The following is a 20,065-nucleotide window of genomic DNA, read 5'->3' on the forward strand; positions in this document are numbered from 1 at the left end:
CGCCCCACCTGCCCCACCTGAACGAACTGCACCACCCGCACCACCCGCACCACCTCTCCCGCCCGTCACGTGGCATCTCCTGATCCGTCACCAGGTGGGCGACTGGCACTGTCCCGCAATGATTTCGACCGGTACCGTCCTGTCGAGCGGGGCTGGGACCGGGGGGTCGAGTTGAGCGATGTACGCAGTGCCGCACGCCCGCGCATCCGGGTGGTGGCGCCGGGGGAACTGACCGAGGCGGAAGCCGGGGCATGGCGCGCGTTGCGCGCCGCGTCGGGGGCGCCGGCCAATCCGTTCATGGAACCGGAGTTCACGGCGGCGGTCGGCGAGGTCCGGCGGGGGGCCCGGGTCGCCGTCGTACGGGACGGCGGAAGCGCCGGGAGCGGCGGAAACGCCTGGGGTGGCGAACCGGTCGGCTTCTTCCCGTACGAGAAGGGGCCGCTGGGCCTGGGCAGGGCGATCGGGCTCGGCGTGTCGGACTGCCAGGGCGGGGTGTTCCGGGCGGGGCTCGGGCTGTCGGCGCGCGAACTGCTCAAGGGCTGCGCGCTGTCCACCTGGGAGTTCGACAACCTCGAAGCGGGTCAGGGGCTGTTCGTCCCGGCCGCCGCCGAGGAGCTGGAGTCCCCGGTCATCGACGTGGGGGAGGGGTACGAGGCGTACGAGGCGGTGCTGCGCGCGCGGTCGCCCAAGTTCTTCCGTACGACGACCGCGAAGGAACGCAGGCTGGCCCGCCAGGTCGGCGAGGTCCGCTTCGTCTTCGACGAGCGCGACCCGGCCGCCCTGCGCACCCTCATGGAGTGGAAATCCGCGCAGTACCGCAGGACGGGCCGCCGTGACCGCTTCGCGAAGGAGTGGATCAGTACGCTCGTGCGCCGGCTCGCCGCGACCCGCACGCCCGCGTGCTCCGGCGTGCTCTCCGTGCTGTACGTGGCCGACCGCCCCGTCGCCGCTCACTTCGGGCTGCGCTCGCGCACCGTGCTGTCCTGCTGGTTCCCGGCGTACGAACCGGAGTTCGCCAGGTATTCGCCCGGGCTGATCCTCCATCTGCGGATGGCCGAGGCCGCCGCCGGCGCGGGCATCGGCCTGCTCGACCTGGGGCGCGGGGCGGCGGAGTACAAGGACGCGCTGAAGACCGGCGGGCTGCGGGTGTACGAGGGCTCCGCCGCCCGGCCGGGCGCGCGGGCGGCCCTCCACCGGCTGAGCAAGGAGCCGTCCCGTCGCGCGCACAGCTTCGTACGGAACCGGCCCGCCCTGGCCCGCTACGCGCAGCGGACGCTGAACCGGGCGGGCCGGCTACGGGGCAGATGACGGCAGGGACACCGCATCGACAACGCATCGAGAAGGGGGAGCCGATGGCGTACGGACGGAGCGAACGAGGCGGGCGAGGCGAACGAGACGGGTGGAAGGGGCGAGGCGGGGGAAGTGAGGGGCGGGCGCAGCGGCCACCGACGTCCATCACGGTGGTCGATCTCGACCTCGATGACGGCGAGGACCACAAGGCGCTCTCCCTCGTCCCGGCCCCCGGCGGCCCGCCCCCGGAAGGCGAAGGCGACGTCTACGCGCTCGTACGGTTACGCGGGCGGCCCGTCGCCACCGTGCTCGGACGGGTACGGGACGGGGAGGCCCCGGCCGAGGTCCTGACCGCCGCGTTCCTGGCGCGTCAGGACCGGTACGGGCGCACGCGGATGTCACCGGCGCGCCCGGAGCCGTACGGCGTGCTTCCCGCCGAGCAGCCCGTGCCCGATTCCGCCCCCGTGTCCGTTTCCGCCCCCGCCCCGGCGCGTACCACCGCAACGCCCCCGCCCCCGCTCCCCCTTCCCCGCACCACGGTCGTCGTGGCCACGCGCGAGCGCGCCGGACACGCGGGGCACGCCGGACACGCCGGGCAACTGGCCCGCGCGCTCGACTCGCTCCTCGCACAGGACCACCCGGACTTCCGCGTCCTCCTCGTGGACAACGCGCCCGTCACGACGGCCACCCGCGACCTGGTCGAGTCCCGGTACGCGGGCCGCGTCGACCACGTCACCGAGCCCCGGCCGGGACTGGCCGTCGCCCACAACCGGGGTGTCGCCGCCGCCGACGGCGACGTCATCGCCTTCACGGACGACGACGTGGTCGCCGATCCGCACTGGCTCACCGCGCTCACCGCGCCCTTCGCCACCGACCCCGGCCTCGGCTGTGTCACCGGCCTGATCCTGCCCGCCCGGCTGACCACCCCCGCGCAGATCCTGCTGGAGAGCCACGGAGGCTTCGCCAAGGGCTTCGAGCCCCGGCTGTACGACCCGGCGCGGCCTCCCGCCGACGAACCGCTGTTCCCCTTCACGGCGGGCAGCTTCGGCTCGGGCGCGAACATGGCCTTCCGCGCCGGGGCGTTGCGGGCGGTGGGCGGCTTCGACCCGGCCACCGGCACCGGAACGCCCGCCAGGGGAGGCGACGACCTCTACGCCTTCGTCCGCGTCCTGACCGCCGGACACCGGCTGCTCTACACGCCCGACGCGCTCGTCTGGCACCACCACCGTGAGACCTGGCAGGACCTCGGTGACCAGGCGTACGGATACGGTGCCGGGCTCACCGCCTACCTCACCGCGATCCTCGTCCGCCGCCCCGCCCTGCTGCCCGCCTTCCTCGCCAAGCTCCCGCGCGGCCTGGCCCACGCCCGCGCGATCACGGCCCACCGGGCGGACGGAGTGACAGGCGCGACAGGCGCGCACGGCGCTGTGCCCGGTGCAGTCCCCGGCGCGCACGGCGCGCACACCCACCCCTGGCCGCGCGTGCTTTCCCGGCTGGAGCGCCGGGGAATGCTGTACGGCCCGATCGGCTACCTCAAGGCGCGCAGACGGATACGCGGAGGCCGGACATGACGGAGACACCCCCCGCCCCGGGCCCCGCCCCGGGCCTCACCCCCATACCCGTCCTCCTCTATCACGCGGTGATGGACGACCCGCCCGCCTGGATCGCCGAATTCAGCGTCGGGCCAAGGGACTTCGCCGCCCAGCTCGACGCCGTCGTCGCCAGCGGCAGGTCGCCCGTACCGGTCAGCACCCTCGTACGGCATCTCACCCACCGCGCGCCGCTGCCGCCCCGGCCCGTCGTCCTCACTTTCGACGACGGCTTCGCCGATCTCCCCGGCCCGACCGCCGAGGCCCTCGCCGCCCGCGCGCTGCCCGCCACCGCCTACCTCACCACCGGCGCCCTCACCCCGGGACGGACCAGTCTGCTGCCGCCCGCGCCGATGATGGCGCTCGGCCAGGCGGGCCTGCTGGGCGCGTACGGGGTGGAGGTGGGGGCGCACACCGTCACGCATCCGCAACTGGACACCCTGCGCGCCCCCGCGCTCCATCGCGAGCTGTACGACTCCAAGCGCGCGCTGGAGGACGTTCTCGGCCGCGAGGTCGCCCATCTCGCCTACCCGCACGGCTACAACAGCGCCGCCGTGCGCCGGGCCGCCGCCCGCGCCGGGTACGCCTCCGCCGTCGCCGTACGCCACGCGCTCAGCTCCGGCCGGGACGAGACGTACCGCATCGCCCGCCTCATCGTGCGCCGTACCCACACCGTCGCGGATGTGGCGTCCTGGATGGCGGGGGAGGCGGCCGAGGGCGAGCGGGGCAGGGTCGCGCCCTTCCCCGACTCGCTGCCGACGCTGGGCTGGCGGCTGTACCGGGGGGCGCGCGCCCGCGTGCGCGGCCCCGAGTTCGCCGGATAGCCGGATGCCGGACAAGACGCCGGACAAGGGGAGAAGGCTCACCGTGCGGCAACGCGTGTACGAGACCGGGGACGGGACACAGCCCGCGCCGGCGACCGAGGCCCCGGCCTGGGCGGACCCGAGGCGCGGCCAGGAAGCACCCCCCGCTTCACCAGCACCCCTCACACGGTCCGCCCCGCCCCGGCGGCCCCGCTCCGGCTCCGGCCCAGGACCCGGCTCCCGCCTCCGCCCTCCGCAACTTGTCACCTGGCTGCCGCTGCTGACCGCCGCCGCCCTCTGGAGCTGGTCGCTGCCCCGGATCGGGTTCCGCGACATCGGGGAGTTCGGACTCCTCGACCGCTTCCCGATCGCCTTCTACCTTGCCCTGGCCGTCCTCACCGCCGGGTTCCTGCTCACCCTGCGCCGGGCCGGCACCGCCCCCCTGTGGCCGCTGGCCTACTGCGTCGCCCTGCTCGTCGCGATCAAGGCGCCGCCCGCGCTGCTGTACGACTCGGTGCGCTACGCGTGGGCCTCCAAGCACGACGCCGTGATCGCGCGGCTGCTGGCCGAGGGGACCGTACACCCGCACGCGGAGCTGTCCGGCGGCATGTCGGCGTACGACCAGTGGCCCGGCTTCTTCTCCCTCAACGCGGCGCTGATCAGGGCCTTCGGGGTGGAGGGCGCGGCCTCGTACACCAACTGGGCGCCCGTGGCGTTCGGCCTGCTGACGCTGCCGGTGCTCGTACTGATCTACCGCACCTTCACCGACGACTGGCGGCTGGTCTGGACGGCGGTGTGGATCTTCCAGCTCGCCAACTGGGTGGGGCAGGACTACCTGGCCCCCCAGGCGTTCGCCTATCTGCTCTTCCTGAGCGTCTTCGCGGTGGTCGTCCGGCACTTCGTACGGCCGGGATCCGCCAGGACCCTGCGTGCGCGCGACCGGCTCGATCCGGCCGCGACCTCCGTCCCCCCGCCGACCGGGTGGCGGCAGCGCGCCGTGTGCGTGGCGATCCTCGCCCCGCTGATCGCGGCCATCAACGCCTCGCACCAACTGACCCCCGTCATGCTCTGCATGACCCTGATGGCGCTGTGTCTGACCCGCCGCTACCGCAATCTCGGTCTGCTGGCGGTCACCGGACTCATCATGCTCGTCTGGGATCTGACGATGGGCCGGGTGCTGTTCCTGGACACTCTGAGTACCCTGCGCGACTCCGTCGGCGATCTGATGAAGAACTCGCGGCCCGGCTTCGCGGGCGAACCGACCGGGGCGGGACCCGAGTTGGTGGGGACCGCCAACATCCTGATGGTGCTGGTGCTCGGCGGGCTCGCCGGCACGGCGGTGCTGCTGCGGCGCAGGCTCGTGCGGAGCGCGCTGCCGCTGCTGCTGGCGGCGGCGGCGCCCGTGCCGCTGTTCGCCGTGAACGACTACGGCGGCGAAATGCTCTTCCGCGTCTACCTGTTCGGGCTGCCGGGCACCGCGTTCTTCGCGGCGGCCGCCCTCGTCCCGGCCGCCGCAGGGACCAACAGGGCGCGCCGCTACGCCCGTCGGGCGACGGCGATCGCCCTGCCGCTGGCTCTGCTCGCGCTGCTGGGGGGCTTTCTGCCCTCGTACTACGGCAAGGAGGGCATGCAGTACGCGCCCCCGGCCGAGGCCGCCTTCGTCAAGCGGTCCTACGACCGGGCGCCGGACGGCGCGCTGATCATGGCCACCACGGGGTCCTTCCCGGGCGCGTACTACCGCTACGACCACTACGAACGCTGGTTCTTCACCGAGCAGGAGGTCCCGGAGAACCTGAAGATGCTGAGGGACCCGGCCGGCTATCTCGACGCGGGCGTTCCGGACGGACGTCCGGCGTACGTGCTGCTCACGCCGTCGCAGGACAAGGCCACGATCGGTGAGGGATACCTGCCGGCGGGCGGCTTCGCGCGGATGAGCGAGGCGCTGAAGCGCTCGCCGCGCTTCCGGGTGGTGGAGGAGAGCGCCGAGGGGCTGTTCCTGGAGCACGTACCGGAGAGCCCCGAGAGACCGGACAGACCGAGCAGACCCGACGGCGCGGCTCCCGCCGGATGAGGTACGAGAACGCCCGGAGCGCACCTGAACACACACGAACGCAGACGAACGCAGGAAGAAGACACGCCGAAAGCACGAGGAGGCCGCCGCCATGCCGCGACAACGTACCGACGAGGTCGGTAACCCCCACTCCACCGGGAACTCGACCGCCCGGCCGCTGACCGCCGGGCCCTACTCCGCCCGGTCCCACTCCGCCCGGTCCCTGACCGCCCCCCGCCTCAGAGCCGTCCTCGCGCTCACCGGCTGGCTCGCCCTCGCCGCCACCGCCCTGCCCCCCGCCTCGCCCGCGCGCTGGATCCCCGTCCTGCTCTTCGTCGCGTTCGGCCCCGGCTGCGCCCTGCTCCTGCCGCTCCCGCCCGGACTGCGGCCCGCCGCCCGGCTGGAGGCGGTGGCGCTGGCCGCGCCGCTGAGCCTGTCCCTCGCGGCGCTGGCGGCCACCGCGCTCTACCTGGTGGCGGGATTCACGGCCACGGTGTTCCTCGCGTCGCTCGCCGCCGTCACCACGGTGGCCGCGCTGCTGCCCGCCGTCCCCCTGCCCGCCGCGACCCGGGGCGCGGCCGAACGTCACAAGCCGGTCCCCTGGAGGGGCCGATGACAGGAAAGGGCCCGATGACCCGCAGGAGCCCAACAGCCCGCAGGACTCCGCTGACCCGCAGGAATACGTATCTGGCCGTCGTCCTCGCCGCCGTCGGCGCGATGATCGTCGGCCTCGGCGTCTGGATCACCCGGGACGGCCAGCACGGCGCGGCGGCCGGGGCGGGCGGCCGGGGCCTGCCCGACAACGCGGCCTCCGGCTCGATGCCACGGGGCGCGTGCGTGGCGAGCGTACTGCTGGAGCCGCCCTGCGGCGCGTGGTGGGGCGCGTACGTCCCGTACGCGGAGAGCGGCTCGCTCAAGGACGCGGTGCACGCCTTCGAGAAGAAGATCGGACGACGGCTCGATCTCGTCTACAACTACCACGACATGTCGAACACCGAGCGCGACGGAGTGCTGCTCACCCCCGACGAGCAGGAGCTGGGCCGCGACCGCATGCTGATGCTGGCGTGGGAGTCCACCGTGTGGACCGAGCCGCATCACGAGAACTGGACCGAGACCCAGCTCGGCTGGCGCGAGGTCGCGTCGGGGAAGTACGACCGCGACATCATCGATCCGCAGGCCAGACGGCTCAAGGCGTATGGCAAGCGGGTCTTCTTCTCCTTCGACCAGGAGACCGACTTCCGCACGCCGGACGCGGGCACGCCGGAGGAGTTCGTCGCCGCGTACCGCCATATCCACGAGCGGTTCGGGAAGCTCGGCGTCGACAACGTGGTGTGGGTGTGGACCGTCTCCGGCTATCCGGGGAACGCCGACCTGATGAAGGCGCTGTATCCGGGCGACGCGTACGTGGACTGGATCGGCATGGACCAGTACAACTACTTCCGCTGCCAACGGACCGCGCGGTGGCTCGACTTCGAGAGCAGCCAGCGGCCGACGTACGACTGGATGCGCGCGAACATCTCCGACGAGAAGCCCATCATGATGTCCGAGTTCAGCACGGCGCCCGACCCGGACCGCCCGGACCGGCAGCGCGGCTGGTACCGCGAGATCCCGAAGGTGGCGCCGACGCTGCCGGGAGTGAAGGCGCTGGTGCACTGGAACAGGCCGGTGCCGGGGAAGAACTGCGATCTGACGGTCAACAAGGGCCCGGCGCTGGACGGTTACCGGTACGCGGGCGAGGACGACTACTTCAACCAGCCACTGCCGTCGCGGTGACGTGCGCGCCGGTGCGAGCGGTGACGGCGCAGGGCGCAGGTCCCGGCCGCCACGCCGAGAAGCCCCAGGGCCACGGGTACGGCGGCGGTCGCGAACGCGCCCTGCGCCGCCCAGCCGGCGACCGCGAGCAGCCACACCGCGCTCGCGGTGAGCCGCGGGTCCGTACGCAGCGCCCAGAGGATGACGGCGGCGAGCACGAGGCAGACCAGTTGGAGGACGACGGGCAGGACGCGCAGCGCGGTGTCGGTGCCGACGCCCGCACCCGCGCCCATGCCTGTACCCGTACCCGTGCCGTCGAGCGCCGTCACCCGGGCCAGCGACTGCGCGAGCGGCTCGTGCCAGAGCCCCGACGCCCGGTCCGGCCGTACGCCGAGCAGCGGCGCCGCGGAGTGCAGCGAGGCGAACGTGATCAGCGGCCCCAGCGCGAGCAGCGCCGCTCCCGGCCGTACGAGAGAGACGGCCGCGCACTGGACGACGATCAGCAGAATGCCCGCGACGACGGTGAACGGCGGCAGTACGTCCAGCAGTTGCACCCCGGTGAGCCGGTCCCGGCCGATGTCCCCGACGCGCAGGAGCGGCGCCCAGAACAGCCCGGCCGAGACCCCGAGCAGCAGCCACAGGAAGGTGACGAGCCGCCCCTCGTCGACACGCGGGGCGGGCGCGGGAGGGGCTCCGGTGGGCACCATCAGGCCGAAGGCGGGAGTCGCGGTGTCGTGCGAGCCGCGCGACCAGTCGGGCAGTGGATCCGGGGAAGGCGCCTTGGCGACGGCGGTTCCGGTACGGAGCCGAGCGGCCTCGCGGGCCCAGCGCGTCCCGTACCCGTCGGCGTCCGCCCGGGAGGCTCCGGACGTACGGCGCGAACCGGCCCGCGGCGAAGCGGCTCTGTACGGTCCCGCCCCCCGCGGAATCGCCGCGCCCCCGCCCGAGCGCAGCGCCGCACGCAGCCCCGGCGCCGCGACCAGCGCGACCAGCGTCATCGACAGCAGCATCGCGAGACCGGCCCCGGCGATCCCCGCCCCGCCCGGCCCGAGCAGATACAGCGCGCTGCCGAGCACGAGCACGCACATGCTGCCCTGCAACGCGGCGAGCATGCCCGTACGCCCCTGGACGCGCAGCACCCCGATGTACAGCTCGACCACCACCCGGGGCAGCGCGGCGGCGGCCAGCAGCCGTAACACCGTCGTGCCGTGGCGGGCGTAGTCGGCGCCGAACGGCGCGAGGATCTGCGGGGCGAAGACCACCAGCACCAGGACCACCGGCACCAGCAGCAGCGCCATCCGGCGCAGCGCTCCCCGTACGCCCTCGGCCAGCCGCTCCGGGCTGTGGGAGGCGTGCGCGGTGAGCGAGGAGGCCATGTTGATGGCCATGAACTCCATGGTGCCGCCGACCGTGTAGGCCGTGTAGAAGAAGGCGTTGTGCGCGGAGTCGAAGCGCACAGCGACCAGCACCGGCAGCAGATTGATCATCGCGAGGCTGAACAGCGCCCCGACCGAGTCACCGGCGAGGAACCGCCCGATGTCGGCCGCTCGCGGCGGCTCGCGGTCGCGGTCGGCGGCGGCCTGGCGCGGGATGAGCCTGCGGAACACCAGCCAGCCGAGCGGCAGTACGGACAGGGCGATGGCCGCCGCCCAGGACACGAAGACGCCCAGGACCGGCATCGCCGTCGCGAACGCGGCGAGCAGCAGCAGCTTGCCGATGGAGAAGGCGGCGTTGCCGACGGGCACCCAGAAGGCACGGCGCAGCCCGGTCAGCACTCCGTCCTGGAGGGTGAGCAGCGCCCAGGCGACACAGGAGGCGGTGAAGACGAGCCCGGCGGTGAGCCCGCGCAGCGGCGCGTACGAGGGTCCCCACCGGTCGAGGGTCGCCAGGAACACCACGCACGCCACGCTCACGACGAGCGAGCTGACGGCGTACGTCCGCCACACCAGCGGCCCGGTCGCCCGGCCGGCCCGGGGGACGTAGCGGACCACCGCGCCGATCATGGTGGTGGCGGTGAGGGAGGCGAGCAGCCGCATGGCGGCGATGGCGGCGGACCCCTGGCCGACGGCCTCCTCGGTGTAGTAGCGCGCGGCGACGAGCCAGAAGCCGAGGCCGAGGGCGGCGGAGACGCCGGTGGAGAGCATGAGGGCGTAGGCGTTGCGGAACATGGAGTCGCCGCCGCGCTCGGCGGGTTCCGGGGAATGGGCCGAGGCGGGAGCGGGCCGTAAACGGGTGGTGTCAGCCACCACTGCCCAACTCCTCCGGTGCCACGTCCACGTCCACGTCCGCATCCGCATCCGCACCCACTTCCGCGGGACGCGCCCCGGCCTCCCGGAGTACGGAGAGCACCTGTCCGGCCCTGCGCGGGTCGACGGGCAGGGCGTGCCGGGCGAACCAGGCGGCCGGCGCGGGCGCGGGCGACGGATCGGTGAAGTCGGGGCCCGCCCAGTCGTCGAGTGGCGGATCGTAGAGATAACCGGTGGTCAGACGGTGCCGGGCGAGGGCCGCGACCGCCGCGTCGCGGTCCTCGACGAGTAACGGCACCCGAAAGAGGGGCTGCACGGTCCTGGCGGCGTTGACGCCCTCGCCGACGACCGCGTCAGTGCTGACGGTTGCGTCCGCGCCGACGGCTGCGTCCGGCGCGGCCCAGGGGCTGGCCAACAGCTCCTCCGTACCGGCCCGATGGGCGGCGAGCGTCCGGTCGAGCCCGGCCAGCAGCCGTTCCGTACGGCGCAGCCGCGTCCGGCCGGGCCGGAGCCGGTAGTCGTGCATGTCGACCCGTACCCAGGAGTGGAAGGCCGCCAGATCCGGCGCCTCCGTCAGCGCCCGACTCAACTCCCCGGGTCGTAACTCCATCCGGATATGGGCGCGTTCCTCCTGCCCGAGCAGCCGCAACGCGGTGCGCGCGGCGCGCACCAGCCGCAGCCCCCGTACCGCCGCCTCGGCGTACGGCCTTACCGCGTAGGCCAGTTCGGCGCCTGGCCGCGTGGGCAGCAGCAACGCGTCACGCGCGGCGGCCAGCTCGTCCCGTACCCCCGGCTCCGCGACCGCCAGGAACCCCCCGGTCTTGGCGCCCACATGCTTGGACAGGCTGAACACGGCGGCGTCCCCGAACGACCCGACCGGGCGGCCCGCCACCGTGCTCCCGATGGCGTGGGCGGCATCCTCGATCAGCGGAATCCCCAACGTGTCGCAACGGAGCCGGAGTTGCGCCACGGGATCGGGATTACCGTACAGATTGGTGGTGATGACGCCGGACAGCCCGCTCCAGACGCCCTCCTCCACCGAGTCGACGTCGATCGACCCGTCGTACGGATTCAACGGCGCCTGCACCGGCCGCAGTCCGGCCGCGAGCACGACGAAGAAGATGACGTCGTCGTTGACCGGCGACATGAGCACCCGCCCGCCGGGCGGACACCAGTGCCGCAGCGCGAGGTAGAGCCCGATCCGGCACGACGGCACGTACAGACACTCCCTGCCGAGGCGCTGGCGCATCGACGTCTCCAACGCCGCGTACGCCGAGTGCTCCGCCGGGGAGCCCTCCCCAAGAGCCATGCGTATTCCCCCCTGCCCGGGCTCAATGTGGCCCATACCGGGCGGCCCGTCAATACGGCGAAGACGGGACGGAGGCGGTGGAACGGGGGCGGGAGGGCAGAGGCAATGACTACCTGTCGGTCACGCGCCCGAAGCAGCGCTCCAGTTCGTCCACGTTGTAGAACGAACTGCCCTTCGAGACGGGCCGGCAGCCGGTCTTGAAGGCGGTCTCCTTCTCGTTGTAGAGCATCCGTACGAGATACACGGAGCCCTTACGGAACAGATCCCACTGGATGTTCGCGGCCATGGGCGCGACCGAGGCACCGCGCCAGGGGTTGTCCGCGTACGTGTACGGACGGGCCGGCGACGCGGGGCGTTCGCTGCCGGGGAGCTTCATCAGGGCGGCCAGCGGCATGATCTCCTCGGCGTGGGTGAAGCGGAGGACGGCGCCGAAGTCGCCCTTGCCGGACCGCTTGGCCTCGATCTGCCGGAAGAGATCGTCCAGCAGGACGTCCGCCATCCGGTAGGTGATGTCGGAGTCGCTGAAGCCGGGACCGTTCTCGTAGAAGCTCTCGGCATCGTCCAGATATCCGAACCAGGCGGCGCCAGGGGCACCGATGTACCGGTCGAAGCGCCGCCAGTCGCCCTCGGCGCTCATGCTGGGGGCGATGGCGTAGAGGCTGTGGACGGCCTCGGCGGCGGCGACCTGGTCGGCGGCCGGCATCCGGTCCACAAAGGCGGCGGAGAAGGACTTCCGCAGCACATCACGGGCGGCGGCCCGGGTGCGGGGCTGCTCCCGGATCTTCTTCAGGGTGGCGGCGAGGCGCTGGTCGTTGTCGAGGTAGTCGCGGTAGGCGGCGCCGCCGTCGGACTTGTGGAAGTAGAGCAGGTCCGCGTCCGTACGCGCGGGGTCGACCAGCGGCCCGAGCTTCGGATCGGCGGCGACGAGCGCCCCCGCGAACTCCGTACCGCTGTCCACCGCGCGGCCCTTGCCCGAGCTGACGACATCGATGCGCTCGCCGTTGGCGGGCATGGCGTCGAACAACGCGGGCAGCCGCTCGCGCAGCCGTACCGCCGTATCCCGCAACTCCCGCTTCCCGCGCCCGCTCAGCTCCCCGTACCCGACCTTCGCCATGGCATCCAGCAGCCGCCGGACCTCGGGCCCGAGCGACGCCCCGAGCGAGGTCAGCGCACCCTCCCGCCCGGCCTTCGCCCACAGCGCGAGGACCAGATCCCCGTCCTCGCCGCTGGTGGCGGCCCGCGACCCGTGCCGCGACACGTTCTCCGTGAACACGGGAACGAACCCGGCGGGCGCGCGCTGATAGGAACGGGCGTCCTGCTGGGGCCGGTAGGGCGCCTTGGTGGCGTACGAAGTCCGCGCCTGCCCATGGTCGGTATGAGCGGACGTACGAGCGGACGTACGAGCCGACGCCTGAGCGGAGGCCGCGGCCGCGGACGGCAGCAGCGCGGCAAGCGCGAGTGCGATGACGGGGAGGGTGACGCGTCGCATGGTCCTCTGGTCCTCATTCATGTCGCCCCACGGTGGCCCGCCGACATGAACGAGACGTGACCGCCACACGGCATCGGCCCGGAGGCGCGCTCGGCCGCGGCGGGGCTGCCCCGTCGAGTGCGACGTCAGAGCGGGGAGAGCAGCCGAGAATGGCTCCAACGTCGCACATCGGGGCGCGCTCGTCACGAGCGCGATCAACGTCCCGTGAGTGGACGGCCGCCGTCGCCGGACGGCGCGGCCCCCGCGCGCCATGTTGCCGTGGCGCCCGCCGAGATGATCAGCCCCATGCCCGCGAGCACCGGCGCGGAGAGGGTTTCGGCGAGGGCTACGGCGCCGACCAGCGCGCCCATCACGGGGTCGAGGGAGAACAGGGTCGCCACCACTTTGGCGGTGGCGATCCTGACGGCCAGGAAGTCCAGCGTGAAGGCCAGGGCGACGCCGATGAGGCCGGAGAGGGCGATGAGGCCCCAGTCGGAACCGGTCATGTCCGGGGTGGCGGGAGCGGAGAAGGGGAGCAGCAGCAGCGCCGATACGCCGACCGCCAGTGCCAGCCCGTCCAGTCCCGACGACGCCCGGCCCACGCGCTGCGCGAAGACGGTGTAGAGGGCGAGGGCCAGCGCGGACAGCAGCCCGAAGGCGATCCCGGCCCATGCCGGCGCGCCACCCGGCCGCGTGACCAGCACGACACCTGCCAGGCCGGCCGCGGGGACGAGGGCTTCCCGCCAGATGCGCGCCGAGGCCACCGCGACGGCGAACGGCCCGAGGAACAGCAGCGTCGCGGCCACTCCGAGAGGGAGACGGTCCACCGCGCCGTAGTAGGCCACGTTCATCGCGGCCATCGCCGCTCCGTAGACCGCGATGCCCGACCATTGCGCCCGGGTGCGCCCGCGGATCCGGGGGCGCACCAGTACGAGCAGGACCAGGGCGGCACAGAGTTGCCGCAGACCGGCGACGGCGGGAGTGCCCAGCCGGTCGAAGAGGGTCGAGGCGAGTGCCGCGGACGCCTGCACGCCGAGGCAGCTGACGACGACCAGGGCCGCGCCGAGGAACGGGCCGGCGCGGTGATGTCCCTCGCGGGCTGTCAGGTGCACGGGCGCCTCTCCGGCCGGGGCGAGAGGCGACCGGCCTCTCCGCTCTCACTGAAACGATCGTTTCAGTGTAACGCCCGTTACAGTCGCTCGTTATAGTCGGGACAGCCGAGTCATGGCTCAGGGCAAGAGGCAGGGCAAGGAGCAGGACATGGACCAGGACATGGAGCTGGGCATGGGGCAGGACATGGGGCAGGACACCGACGGCGCCGCGGTCGGCGCGTCACCCAGGGACCGATTGCTCGACGCGGCCGACGAACTCTTCTACCGGGACGGCATCGCCCGCACCAGCGTCGATCAGGTGCTGCGGCGCGCACACGTCGCACCCGGCACGCTCTACGCGCACTTCGGCGGGAAGGACGGCCTGATCGTCGCCGCGCTGCAACGGCGCCTGGACCGCTGGGACCGGGTGTGGCAGGGCGCCGTCGACGCCGAGGCATCCCCCGCCGACAAGCTCCTGGCCGTCTTCGGCGCCGTCTCCGCGTACCGGGTCCGGTACATCCCGGGCCGCGGGTGCGCCTTCCTCGCGACCAGCACCGAACTGCCCGACCCCGGCCACCCGGCCCACGCGGTGATCGCGGCGGAATCCGCACTGCTCCTCACGCGGCTGACCCGCCTCGCGGAAGCGGTGACCGCCGACGATTCAGCGGCCTTGGCCCGCGACGTACTGCTCGTGTACGACGGAGCCATGGCCGGCCTCCTCAGAGGACTGACGCCCAACCCCCTCGAACACGGCAGGACCTTCGCGAGCCGCCTGGTGCGGGCCACCGTCGGGACCGGGTAAGTCCCCCTGCCCTGCTACCGCGACCGCGCCGGTTCCCCCAACTCCGCGAGCGCGGCGCGGACCTGGCCCAGCGGGTCGTCGCCGACCGGGCGCAGGACCACCGTGTCGGCCCCCGCCTCCCACAGGCTGCGGATCCGGGCGGTCGCCGTGGTGGCCTCGCCCGCCGCCAGGAAGACGTCCTGCGGCGGGATGCCGAGCCACTGCGTGTACTCCGCCACCACCGGCGCGGTCGCCGTGGCGACGCGGGCCGGGTCGTCGTCCACGTACAGGTGGGTGAAGATGATGAGTTCGTGCGCGGACGGGCCGGACAGGCCGGACGTGCCGGACGGGCCGTCCGCCGAGGCGGACGCGCGGCCCTTCGCGATGGCGTTCAGCGCGGCCTCGACCGCGCGCGGGCCCTGGCCTTCGGCCATGACCGTGCCGTCGGCCACCCGGCCGGAGAGTTCCAGCGACCGGGGGCGTACGACACCGGCGACGACGGGCGGTGCCACGGCCGGGGGATGGACCAGGGTGACGCCGTCGATGTGCACGGTGCGGCCGGCCACACTCGTGGTCGCGCCCGTCAGCAGGCCGCGTACGGCCTCGATCGTCTCTTCCAGCAGCGCCAGCTTGGTGGGGGAGGCGGCGCCCACCTGGGCCATCCACTCCGACGCGCCGTGCCCGACGCCCGCGACGAGCCGGCCGGGGAACACCCGGGCCAGGGTGGCGAGTTCCATGGCCAGCAGCGCCGGGTTACGGAGCGGGGCCGGGCTGATGCCGATGCCCACCCGCAGGCGCTCGGTCGAGGCCAGCGCCAGTGTCGCCGAGGCGACGGAGCCCGCCCAGGCGAGGTCCTCCACCACCCACAGGTCGTCCACCCGCGGACCGCCGTCCGCTCCCAGCCCCTCCAACTCGGCCGCGAACGAGGCGAGTTCCTCCGGGCGCTGGTCCCTGTCGAACATCACGCCGATACGGCGCGTGCCCGATGCCGGGGGAGTGGTGTCCGACGTGCTGGGGTCCGACTCGGTGGTGTCCGGCGTGCTGGTATCCGACGCGGTCGTGTCTGACGAGGCATTGATCATTCCTTGACCCTAATGAGTCGCGGTACGCCCCGACCAGACCTCGGCGGCCCCCACAACCACCCGTGCCCGCCCCCTGTGACTCGCCGAGTTCACAGCGACGGGCACAGCGGACGGGCACGGGTGGCGGGCACGGGTGGCGGATACGCGGCCAGGCGGCGCGCGCTCATTCCTCCAGCGTCAGACCCTTGCGCAGCTTGTTCAGCGTGCGCGAGAGGAGCCGGGAGACGTGCATCTGCGAGATGTTCAGCTCCTCGCCGATCTCCGACTGCGTCATATTGGCGACGAAACGCAAGGAGAGGATCTTGCGGTCCCGCGACGGCAGGCTCGCGATCAGCGGCTTGAGCGACTCGACGTACTCGATGCCCTCGATGCCGTGGTCCTCGTACCCGATCCGGTCCGCGAGCGCTCCCTCGCTGTCGTCGTCCTCGGGCTGGGCGTCCAGGGAGCTGGCGGTGTACGCGTTGCTCGCCGTCATCCCCTCGACGACTTCCTCGTTGGTGAGGCCGAGGCGCGCCGCGAGTTCTCCGACGGTCGGCGCGCGGTCCAGCTGCTGCGCCAGCTCGTCGCCCGCCTTGGCGAGGTCGAGGCGGAGTTCCTGGAGCCTGCGCGGGACGCGTACCGACCACGACGTGTCGCGGAAGAAACGCTTGATCTCGCCGACGATGGTCGGCATCGCGAAGGTGGGGAACTCGACGCCCCTGCTCAGCTCGAAGCGGTCGATGGCCTTGATCAGTCCGATCGTGCCGACCTGGACGATGTCCTCCATCGGCTCGCTGCGGGAGCGGAACCGGGAGGCCGCGAACTTCACCAGCGCGAGGTTCAGCTCGACCAGGGTGTTGCGGACGTACGCGTGCTCGTGCGTGCCCTCTTCGAGGGCTTCGAGACGGGCGAAGAGAGTCTTCGACAGGGCCCGGGCATCCACTGCGCCCACTTCGTCGAAGGGCGGGATCTCGGGCAGGTCCTCCAGGCCGTCGGCCTGGCTCTCGATGCCCGGGCCCTCGGCGCCGGCCGGCGGGAGTGTGACGTCGGTCTCGGAAGGTGCGGACGTAGTTGCCGACGGCGCGTTCGGGGTACGCGTTTCGTCGAGCCGGGGTGACATGGTCTCCTCCATACGTTTTCGGCATATGGCTGCCGATGCCAGTGCGCGTTGCTACGGTGTGCGGCGCCTCCAAAGCCGGCCGAAGTCGAATGTGTTCTTACAAGCCCTACCCGGTCCGCACGGACAGTTGCAAGTGTTAATTGTGCGTTATGCCCGTATTGTGGGGGAGTTTGAGTACCGGCCGGTGGCTGGAAGGCGTAATGTTCGACGGACGTCATCGAGTTGTGATGACGATGAGATGACACATCTGACGACGGCGTACGACACGGCGAAGAGGGACGGCATGGACCGCCAGACGGTCGGCAGTGCGAACCGGGGCCGGCTCCAGGTCGCGGTTCGGACCGAGGGCCGGAGCGAGGTAGTGACGGCGGCCGGTGAGTTGGATCACCATACGGCCGAGCTGTTGCGGGCTCCTCTGGACGACGCGCTCGAACAGGGCCGGGTACGCCTGGTGATCGACTGCTCGCAGCTTGAGTTCTGCGATTCCACCGGACTCAACGTGCTGCTCGGCGCCCGCCTGAAAGCGGACGCGGCAGGCGGAGGGGTCCACTTGGCGGGCATGCTTCCCGTGGTCGCGAGGGTTTTCGAGATCACCGGGGCGGACGCGGTTTTCACCGTCCACGGCTCGCTGGAAGAAGCCCTCGTCGACTGATCCGACTCCGAAGACCCGAACGCCGGCCGGATCCCAGGTCGGCACTCCGGTCGTAATCCTGACCGCGTACTCGGTCGGACCCCTGACCGGGTCGCCGACCGCCCCCTGGTCAAACCGCTGTCAAACCGCTGGTCAAACCCCTGTCGGAGCTCCGACGGACCCCCGGCAGAAGTCCCGGCCGGATGCTTTTCCCCGGCCCGGCCGCCCCTCGTGTCGTGTGCGTCACGCTTTCCGTATCGGTGAAGTGGGTGTTGTCACGATTCGGAGGGGCAGAAGACCCCGGGCAGGCCACTCAGGGGACCATGGAACCCTGAACCCGCACGCTCTGTATTGATGGAACTCACACATGGGTGAATTCGGTGAGGTGAAGCGCTGATGAGCACCACCCGGCAGCCTCCGCCGGGCGACCTCGGACCCGAGCCGGACGAGGCGGGCCCCCGTCCCGCGACGTCCGACGCGCGGGTACGGACGCTCGTGCTGTCCGGTGCCAGCGGCGTCGTCCCGCTCGCACGCGACTTCACCCGCCAGGCGCTGTACGACTGGGGCTGGCTCCCGGCCGCCACCGCCGACCGGCGGGCCGCGGCTGAGGACGTCCTGCTGGTCGTCTCCGAGCTGGTCACCAACGCCTGCCTGCACGCCGAGGGCCCCGAAGGGCTGCGCGTCTCGTACGGCACCAAGGCGCTGCGCCTAGAGGTCAGCGACCGGGGTACGGGACAGCCCGCGCCGCGCACCCCGCACCGCGCGGGCCGGCCCGGCGGCCACGGCATGTTCATCGTCCAGCGGCTCTGCCTCGACTGGGGCGTGGTCAGGACCCCGGACGCGGCCGGCAAAACCGTCTGGGCGGAACTGGCCGCCCCCGCCTGAGCCGCGCGCCCACGCGCACGGAGCCACGCGCAAAGAGCCGCCGCACCGGAAGGTGCGGCGGCTCTTTCCGTACGCGTACGTCAGCACGCGTACGTCAGCAGCGTACGGCGGCCGGGCTCAGTGAATGTCGCCCATCAGCGCCCTGACCTTCTTCCGGTACATGTACACCGCCACCCCCGCCAGCGTCGCCAGGAGCGCTTCCAGCCCCACCACGCCCGACTTGCCCAGGTCGACACCGGCGATCGAGAGCAGCCCCGTCACCGAGTCGCCCGCCGTGACCGCGAGGAACCAGACGCCCATCATCTGGCTCGCGTACTTCGCCGGCGCCATCTTCGTGGTCACCGACAGCCCCACCGGCGACACGCACAGCTCGCCGACGGTCTGGATCAGATAGATCCCCACCAGCCACATCGGGCTCACCAGCGTGCCGCCGCCCGCCATCAGCAGCGGGATCAGGAAGAAGAAGAACGAGACGCCGACCAGGACCAGCCCGGCCGCGAACTTCACCACCGTCGTGGGCTCCTGGCCCCTTCGGTTCAGCCACAGCCACATCCAGGCCATCACCGGCGCCAGCGCCATGATGAACACCGGGTTCAGCGACTGGTACCAGGAGGTCGGGAAACCGACGCCGAACAGCTCGGTCGCCGCCTTCGTCGTACCGAACGCCTGGAGCGTGGAGCCGCCCTGGTCGTAGATCATCCAGAAGACCGCGGCGGCGACGAAGAACCAGATGTACCCGGACATCTTGGTCTGCTCGGTCGCCGAGAGGTCCTTGTCGCGCTTGATCCGGATCAGCACCCCGGCCGGGATGACGACGCCCGCCACGGTCAGCGGCACCATCGCCCAGTTGAGGGTGAAGTGACCGCTCAGCACGACGACACCGTAGAAGACGGCGGCGATCAGCAGCCAGGTCATGCCCTTGCGCAGCCAGGAGATCCGCTCCTCGCGGGAGAGCGGGGTGGGGACGCGGCTGCTCGCCGGGTTCAGGTGGCGCGTACCGAACAGGAAGGTGACCAGGCCGATCCCCATCCCGACCGCCGCGAGGGCGAAGCCCAGATGCCAGCTGTACGTCTCGCCGACCGTGCCGATGACCAGCGGGGCGAAGAAGGCACCGATGTTGATGCCCATGTAGAAGATGGTGAAGCCGCCGTCCCGGCGCGGGTCGTCGGGACCGTCGTAGAGCTGCCCGACCATCGTGGAGATGTTGGCCTTCAGCAGGCCGGAGCCGAGCGCCACCAGCGCCAGACCGGCGAAGAAGGTCCCCGAGCCCGGCAGGGCCAGCGTCAGATGTCCCACCATGATCGTGCAGGCCGCGATCGTGACGGTCTTGCGCGGCCCCCACACCCGGTCGCCCAGCCAGCCGCCCGGCATGGCCAGCAGATAGACCATCGAGAGATAGATGGAGTAGATGGCCGTGGTGGTGGCCAGGTCCATCCCCAGCCCGCCGCCCTGAAGCCCCTTCGAGGCATCGGGGCCGCCGGAGATCAGGTAGATGGTGAGCAGGGCCCTCATGCCGTAGAAGCTGAAGCGCTCCCACATCTCGGTCATGAAGAGGGTGGCCAGTCCGCGGGGGTGGCCGAAGAAGGTCTTCTCGGGTCCGGCGGGGGCGCTGGGCGAGTCCTTCGTCAGGCTGGACGCCATCGATCGATCCTTGCGCATAGGAAGAGACCGCATAAAAGAGACCTTCGGCGCTCAGCAGGCCAAAGGTCGCAAAGGTCTACGAGTGGGGGGTGAGCGGTGTGAGTGGTGCTAGTGGTGCAAGTGGGGGTGAGTAGTGCTTAAAGGTGCCTCGACACCATACGGCACGACAGAGCGTCATATGAAAGGACCGACGGAACGGAGAGACATGGATCACAGGTGACGGCGGAGCGGGCGCCGACATTCGAAGGAAGATCATCGGATCGCGGCACTGGCACGCGGGCGACCCGCGGACGACCCCCAGGTGACCCGCGGGCGCGCGAGGGGCTCCCGCACCCACCGTCGCGAGCA

The 20,065-nt window shown here is 72.0% G+C and carries 16 protein-coding genes; 9 read left to right on the plus strand and 7 right to left on the minus strand.

The genetic code is table 11. The features are described from left to right. Positions 1-171: 171 nt before the first annotated feature. From OG627_RS21625 to OG627_RS21650, 6 genes are all read left to right on the plus strand, one after another. On the plus strand, positions 172-1,308 hold the full coding sequence (locus OG627_RS21625) for a GNAT family N-acetyltransferase (RefSeq protein WP_329067527.1): 1,137 nt from the start codon (positions 172-174) through the stop codon (positions 1,306-1,308). A 44-nt stretch (positions 1,309-1,352) separates the two neighbouring features. Then, positions 1,353-2,861 (plus strand): glycosyltransferase, encoded by a 1,509-nt coding sequence (locus OG627_RS21630; RefSeq protein ID WP_443073516.1) that lies wholly within the window; start codon positions 1,353-1,355, stop codon positions 2,859-2,861. Then, a complete protein-coding gene (locus tag OG627_RS21635; RefSeq protein WP_329067531.1) occupies positions 2,858-3,703 on the plus strand; it encodes a polysaccharide deacetylase family protein in 846 nt (281 codons plus the stop codon). Before OG627_RS21630 ends, OG627_RS21635 begins: the two co-directional genes overlap by 4 nt. Positions 3,704-3,746: 43 nt before the next feature. After that, positions 3,747-5,753, plus strand: a complete 2,007-nt coding sequence (locus OG627_RS21640; protein ID WP_329067533.1) for a hypothetical protein — start codon at positions 3,747-3,749, stop codon at positions 5,751-5,753. 91 nt (positions 5,754-5,844) lie between these two features. Beyond that, positions 5,845-6,348: a hypothetical protein gene (locus OG627_RS21645; protein WP_329067535.1), complete on the plus strand. Its 504-nt coding sequence runs from the start codon at positions 5,845-5,847 to the stop codon at positions 6,346-6,348. Positions 6,349-6,362: 14 nt separating this feature from the next. Next, on the plus strand, positions 6,363-7,505 hold the full coding sequence (locus OG627_RS21650) for a glycoside hydrolase family 26 protein (RefSeq protein ID WP_329067537.1): 1,143 nt from the start codon (positions 6,363-6,365) through the stop codon (positions 7,503-7,505). Here the strand turns inward: OG627_RS21650 and OG627_RS21655 are convergent. The 4 genes from OG627_RS21655 to OG627_RS21670 all read right to left on the minus strand — a co-directional run bounded on the left by OG627_RS21655 (position 7,475) and on the right by OG627_RS21670 (position 13,619). Then, complete coding sequence (locus OG627_RS21655; RefSeq protein WP_329067539.1) at positions 7,475-9,730, minus strand: lipopolysaccharide biosynthesis protein; 2,256 nt, start codon at positions 9,728-9,730, stop codon at positions 7,475-7,477. The genes OG627_RS21650 and OG627_RS21655 overlap by 31 nt on opposite strands. Continuing rightward, entirely contained in the window at positions 9,723-11,039 is a 1,317-nt protein-coding gene (locus OG627_RS21660; protein ID WP_329067542.1) for a DegT/DnrJ/EryC1/StrS family aminotransferase, read from the minus strand. Before OG627_RS21660 ends, OG627_RS21655 begins: the two co-directional genes overlap by 8 nt. A gap of 109 nt (positions 11,040-11,148) precedes the next feature. Continuing rightward, positions 11,149-12,528 carry a histidine-type phosphatase gene (locus OG627_RS21665; protein WP_329072860.1) on the minus strand — a complete coding sequence of 460 codons (1,380 nt, stop codon included), beginning with the start codon at positions 12,526-12,528 and terminating at the stop codon, positions 11,149-11,151. A gap of 194 nt (positions 12,529-12,722) precedes the next feature. Then, complete coding sequence (locus OG627_RS21670; protein ID WP_329067544.1) at positions 12,723-13,619, minus strand: EamA family transporter; 897 nt, start codon at positions 13,617-13,619, stop codon at positions 12,723-12,725. Between the two features lie 112 nt (positions 13,620-13,731). Between OG627_RS21670 and OG627_RS21675 the strand changes: the two genes are divergently transcribed. After that, the gene (locus OG627_RS21675; protein WP_329067546.1) at positions 13,732-14,400 is read left to right on the plus strand and encodes a TetR/AcrR family transcriptional regulator; all 669 of its coding nucleotides are present in this window, start codon (positions 13,732-13,734) and stop codon (positions 14,398-14,400) included. A 14-nt stretch (positions 14,401-14,414) separates the two neighbouring features. Here OG627_RS21675 and OG627_RS21680 read toward each other — a convergent pair whose 3' ends face one another. Together OG627_RS21680 and OG627_RS21685 are read right to left on the minus strand one after the other, a co-directional pair. Then, on the minus strand, positions 14,415-15,341 hold the full coding sequence (locus tag OG627_RS21680; RefSeq protein WP_329072862.1) for an LLM class flavin-dependent oxidoreductase: 927 nt from the start codon (positions 15,339-15,341) through the stop codon (positions 14,415-14,417). A 283-nt stretch (positions 15,342-15,624) separates the two neighbouring features. Then, the gene (locus OG627_RS21685; protein WP_443073517.1) at positions 15,625-16,572 is read right to left on the minus strand and encodes an RNA polymerase sigma factor SigF; all 948 of its coding nucleotides are present in this window, start codon (positions 16,570-16,572) and stop codon (positions 15,625-15,627) included. Positions 16,573-16,843: 271 nt separating this feature from the next. On the opposite strand from OG627_RS21685, the gene OG627_RS21690 reads away from it, so the two are divergent. After that, the gene (locus OG627_RS21690) at positions 16,844-17,212 is read left to right on the plus strand and encodes an STAS domain-containing protein (protein WP_329072864.1); all 369 of its coding nucleotides are present in this window, start codon (positions 16,844-16,846) and stop codon (positions 17,210-17,212) included. A gap of 375 nt (positions 17,213-17,587) precedes the next feature. Beyond that, complete coding sequence (locus OG627_RS21695; RefSeq protein WP_329067550.1) at positions 17,588-18,076, plus strand: ATP-binding protein; 489 nt, start codon at positions 17,588-17,590, stop codon at positions 18,074-18,076. 117 nt (positions 18,077-18,193) lie between these two features. Here the strand turns inward: OG627_RS21695 and OG627_RS21700 are convergent, their stop codons facing one another. Beyond that, positions 18,194-19,717: a peptide MFS transporter gene (locus OG627_RS21700; RefSeq protein WP_329067551.1), complete on the minus strand. Its 1,524-nt coding sequence runs from the start codon at positions 19,715-19,717 to the stop codon at positions 18,194-18,196. Positions 19,718-20,065: the final 348 nt, after the last annotated feature.

Origin of the sequence: Streptomyces sp. NBC_01429 (genome assembly GCF_036231945.1) — a bacterium.
In the GTDB taxonomy this organism is placed as follows: domain Bacteria; phylum Actinomycetota; class Actinomycetes; order Streptomycetales; family Streptomycetaceae; genus Streptomyces.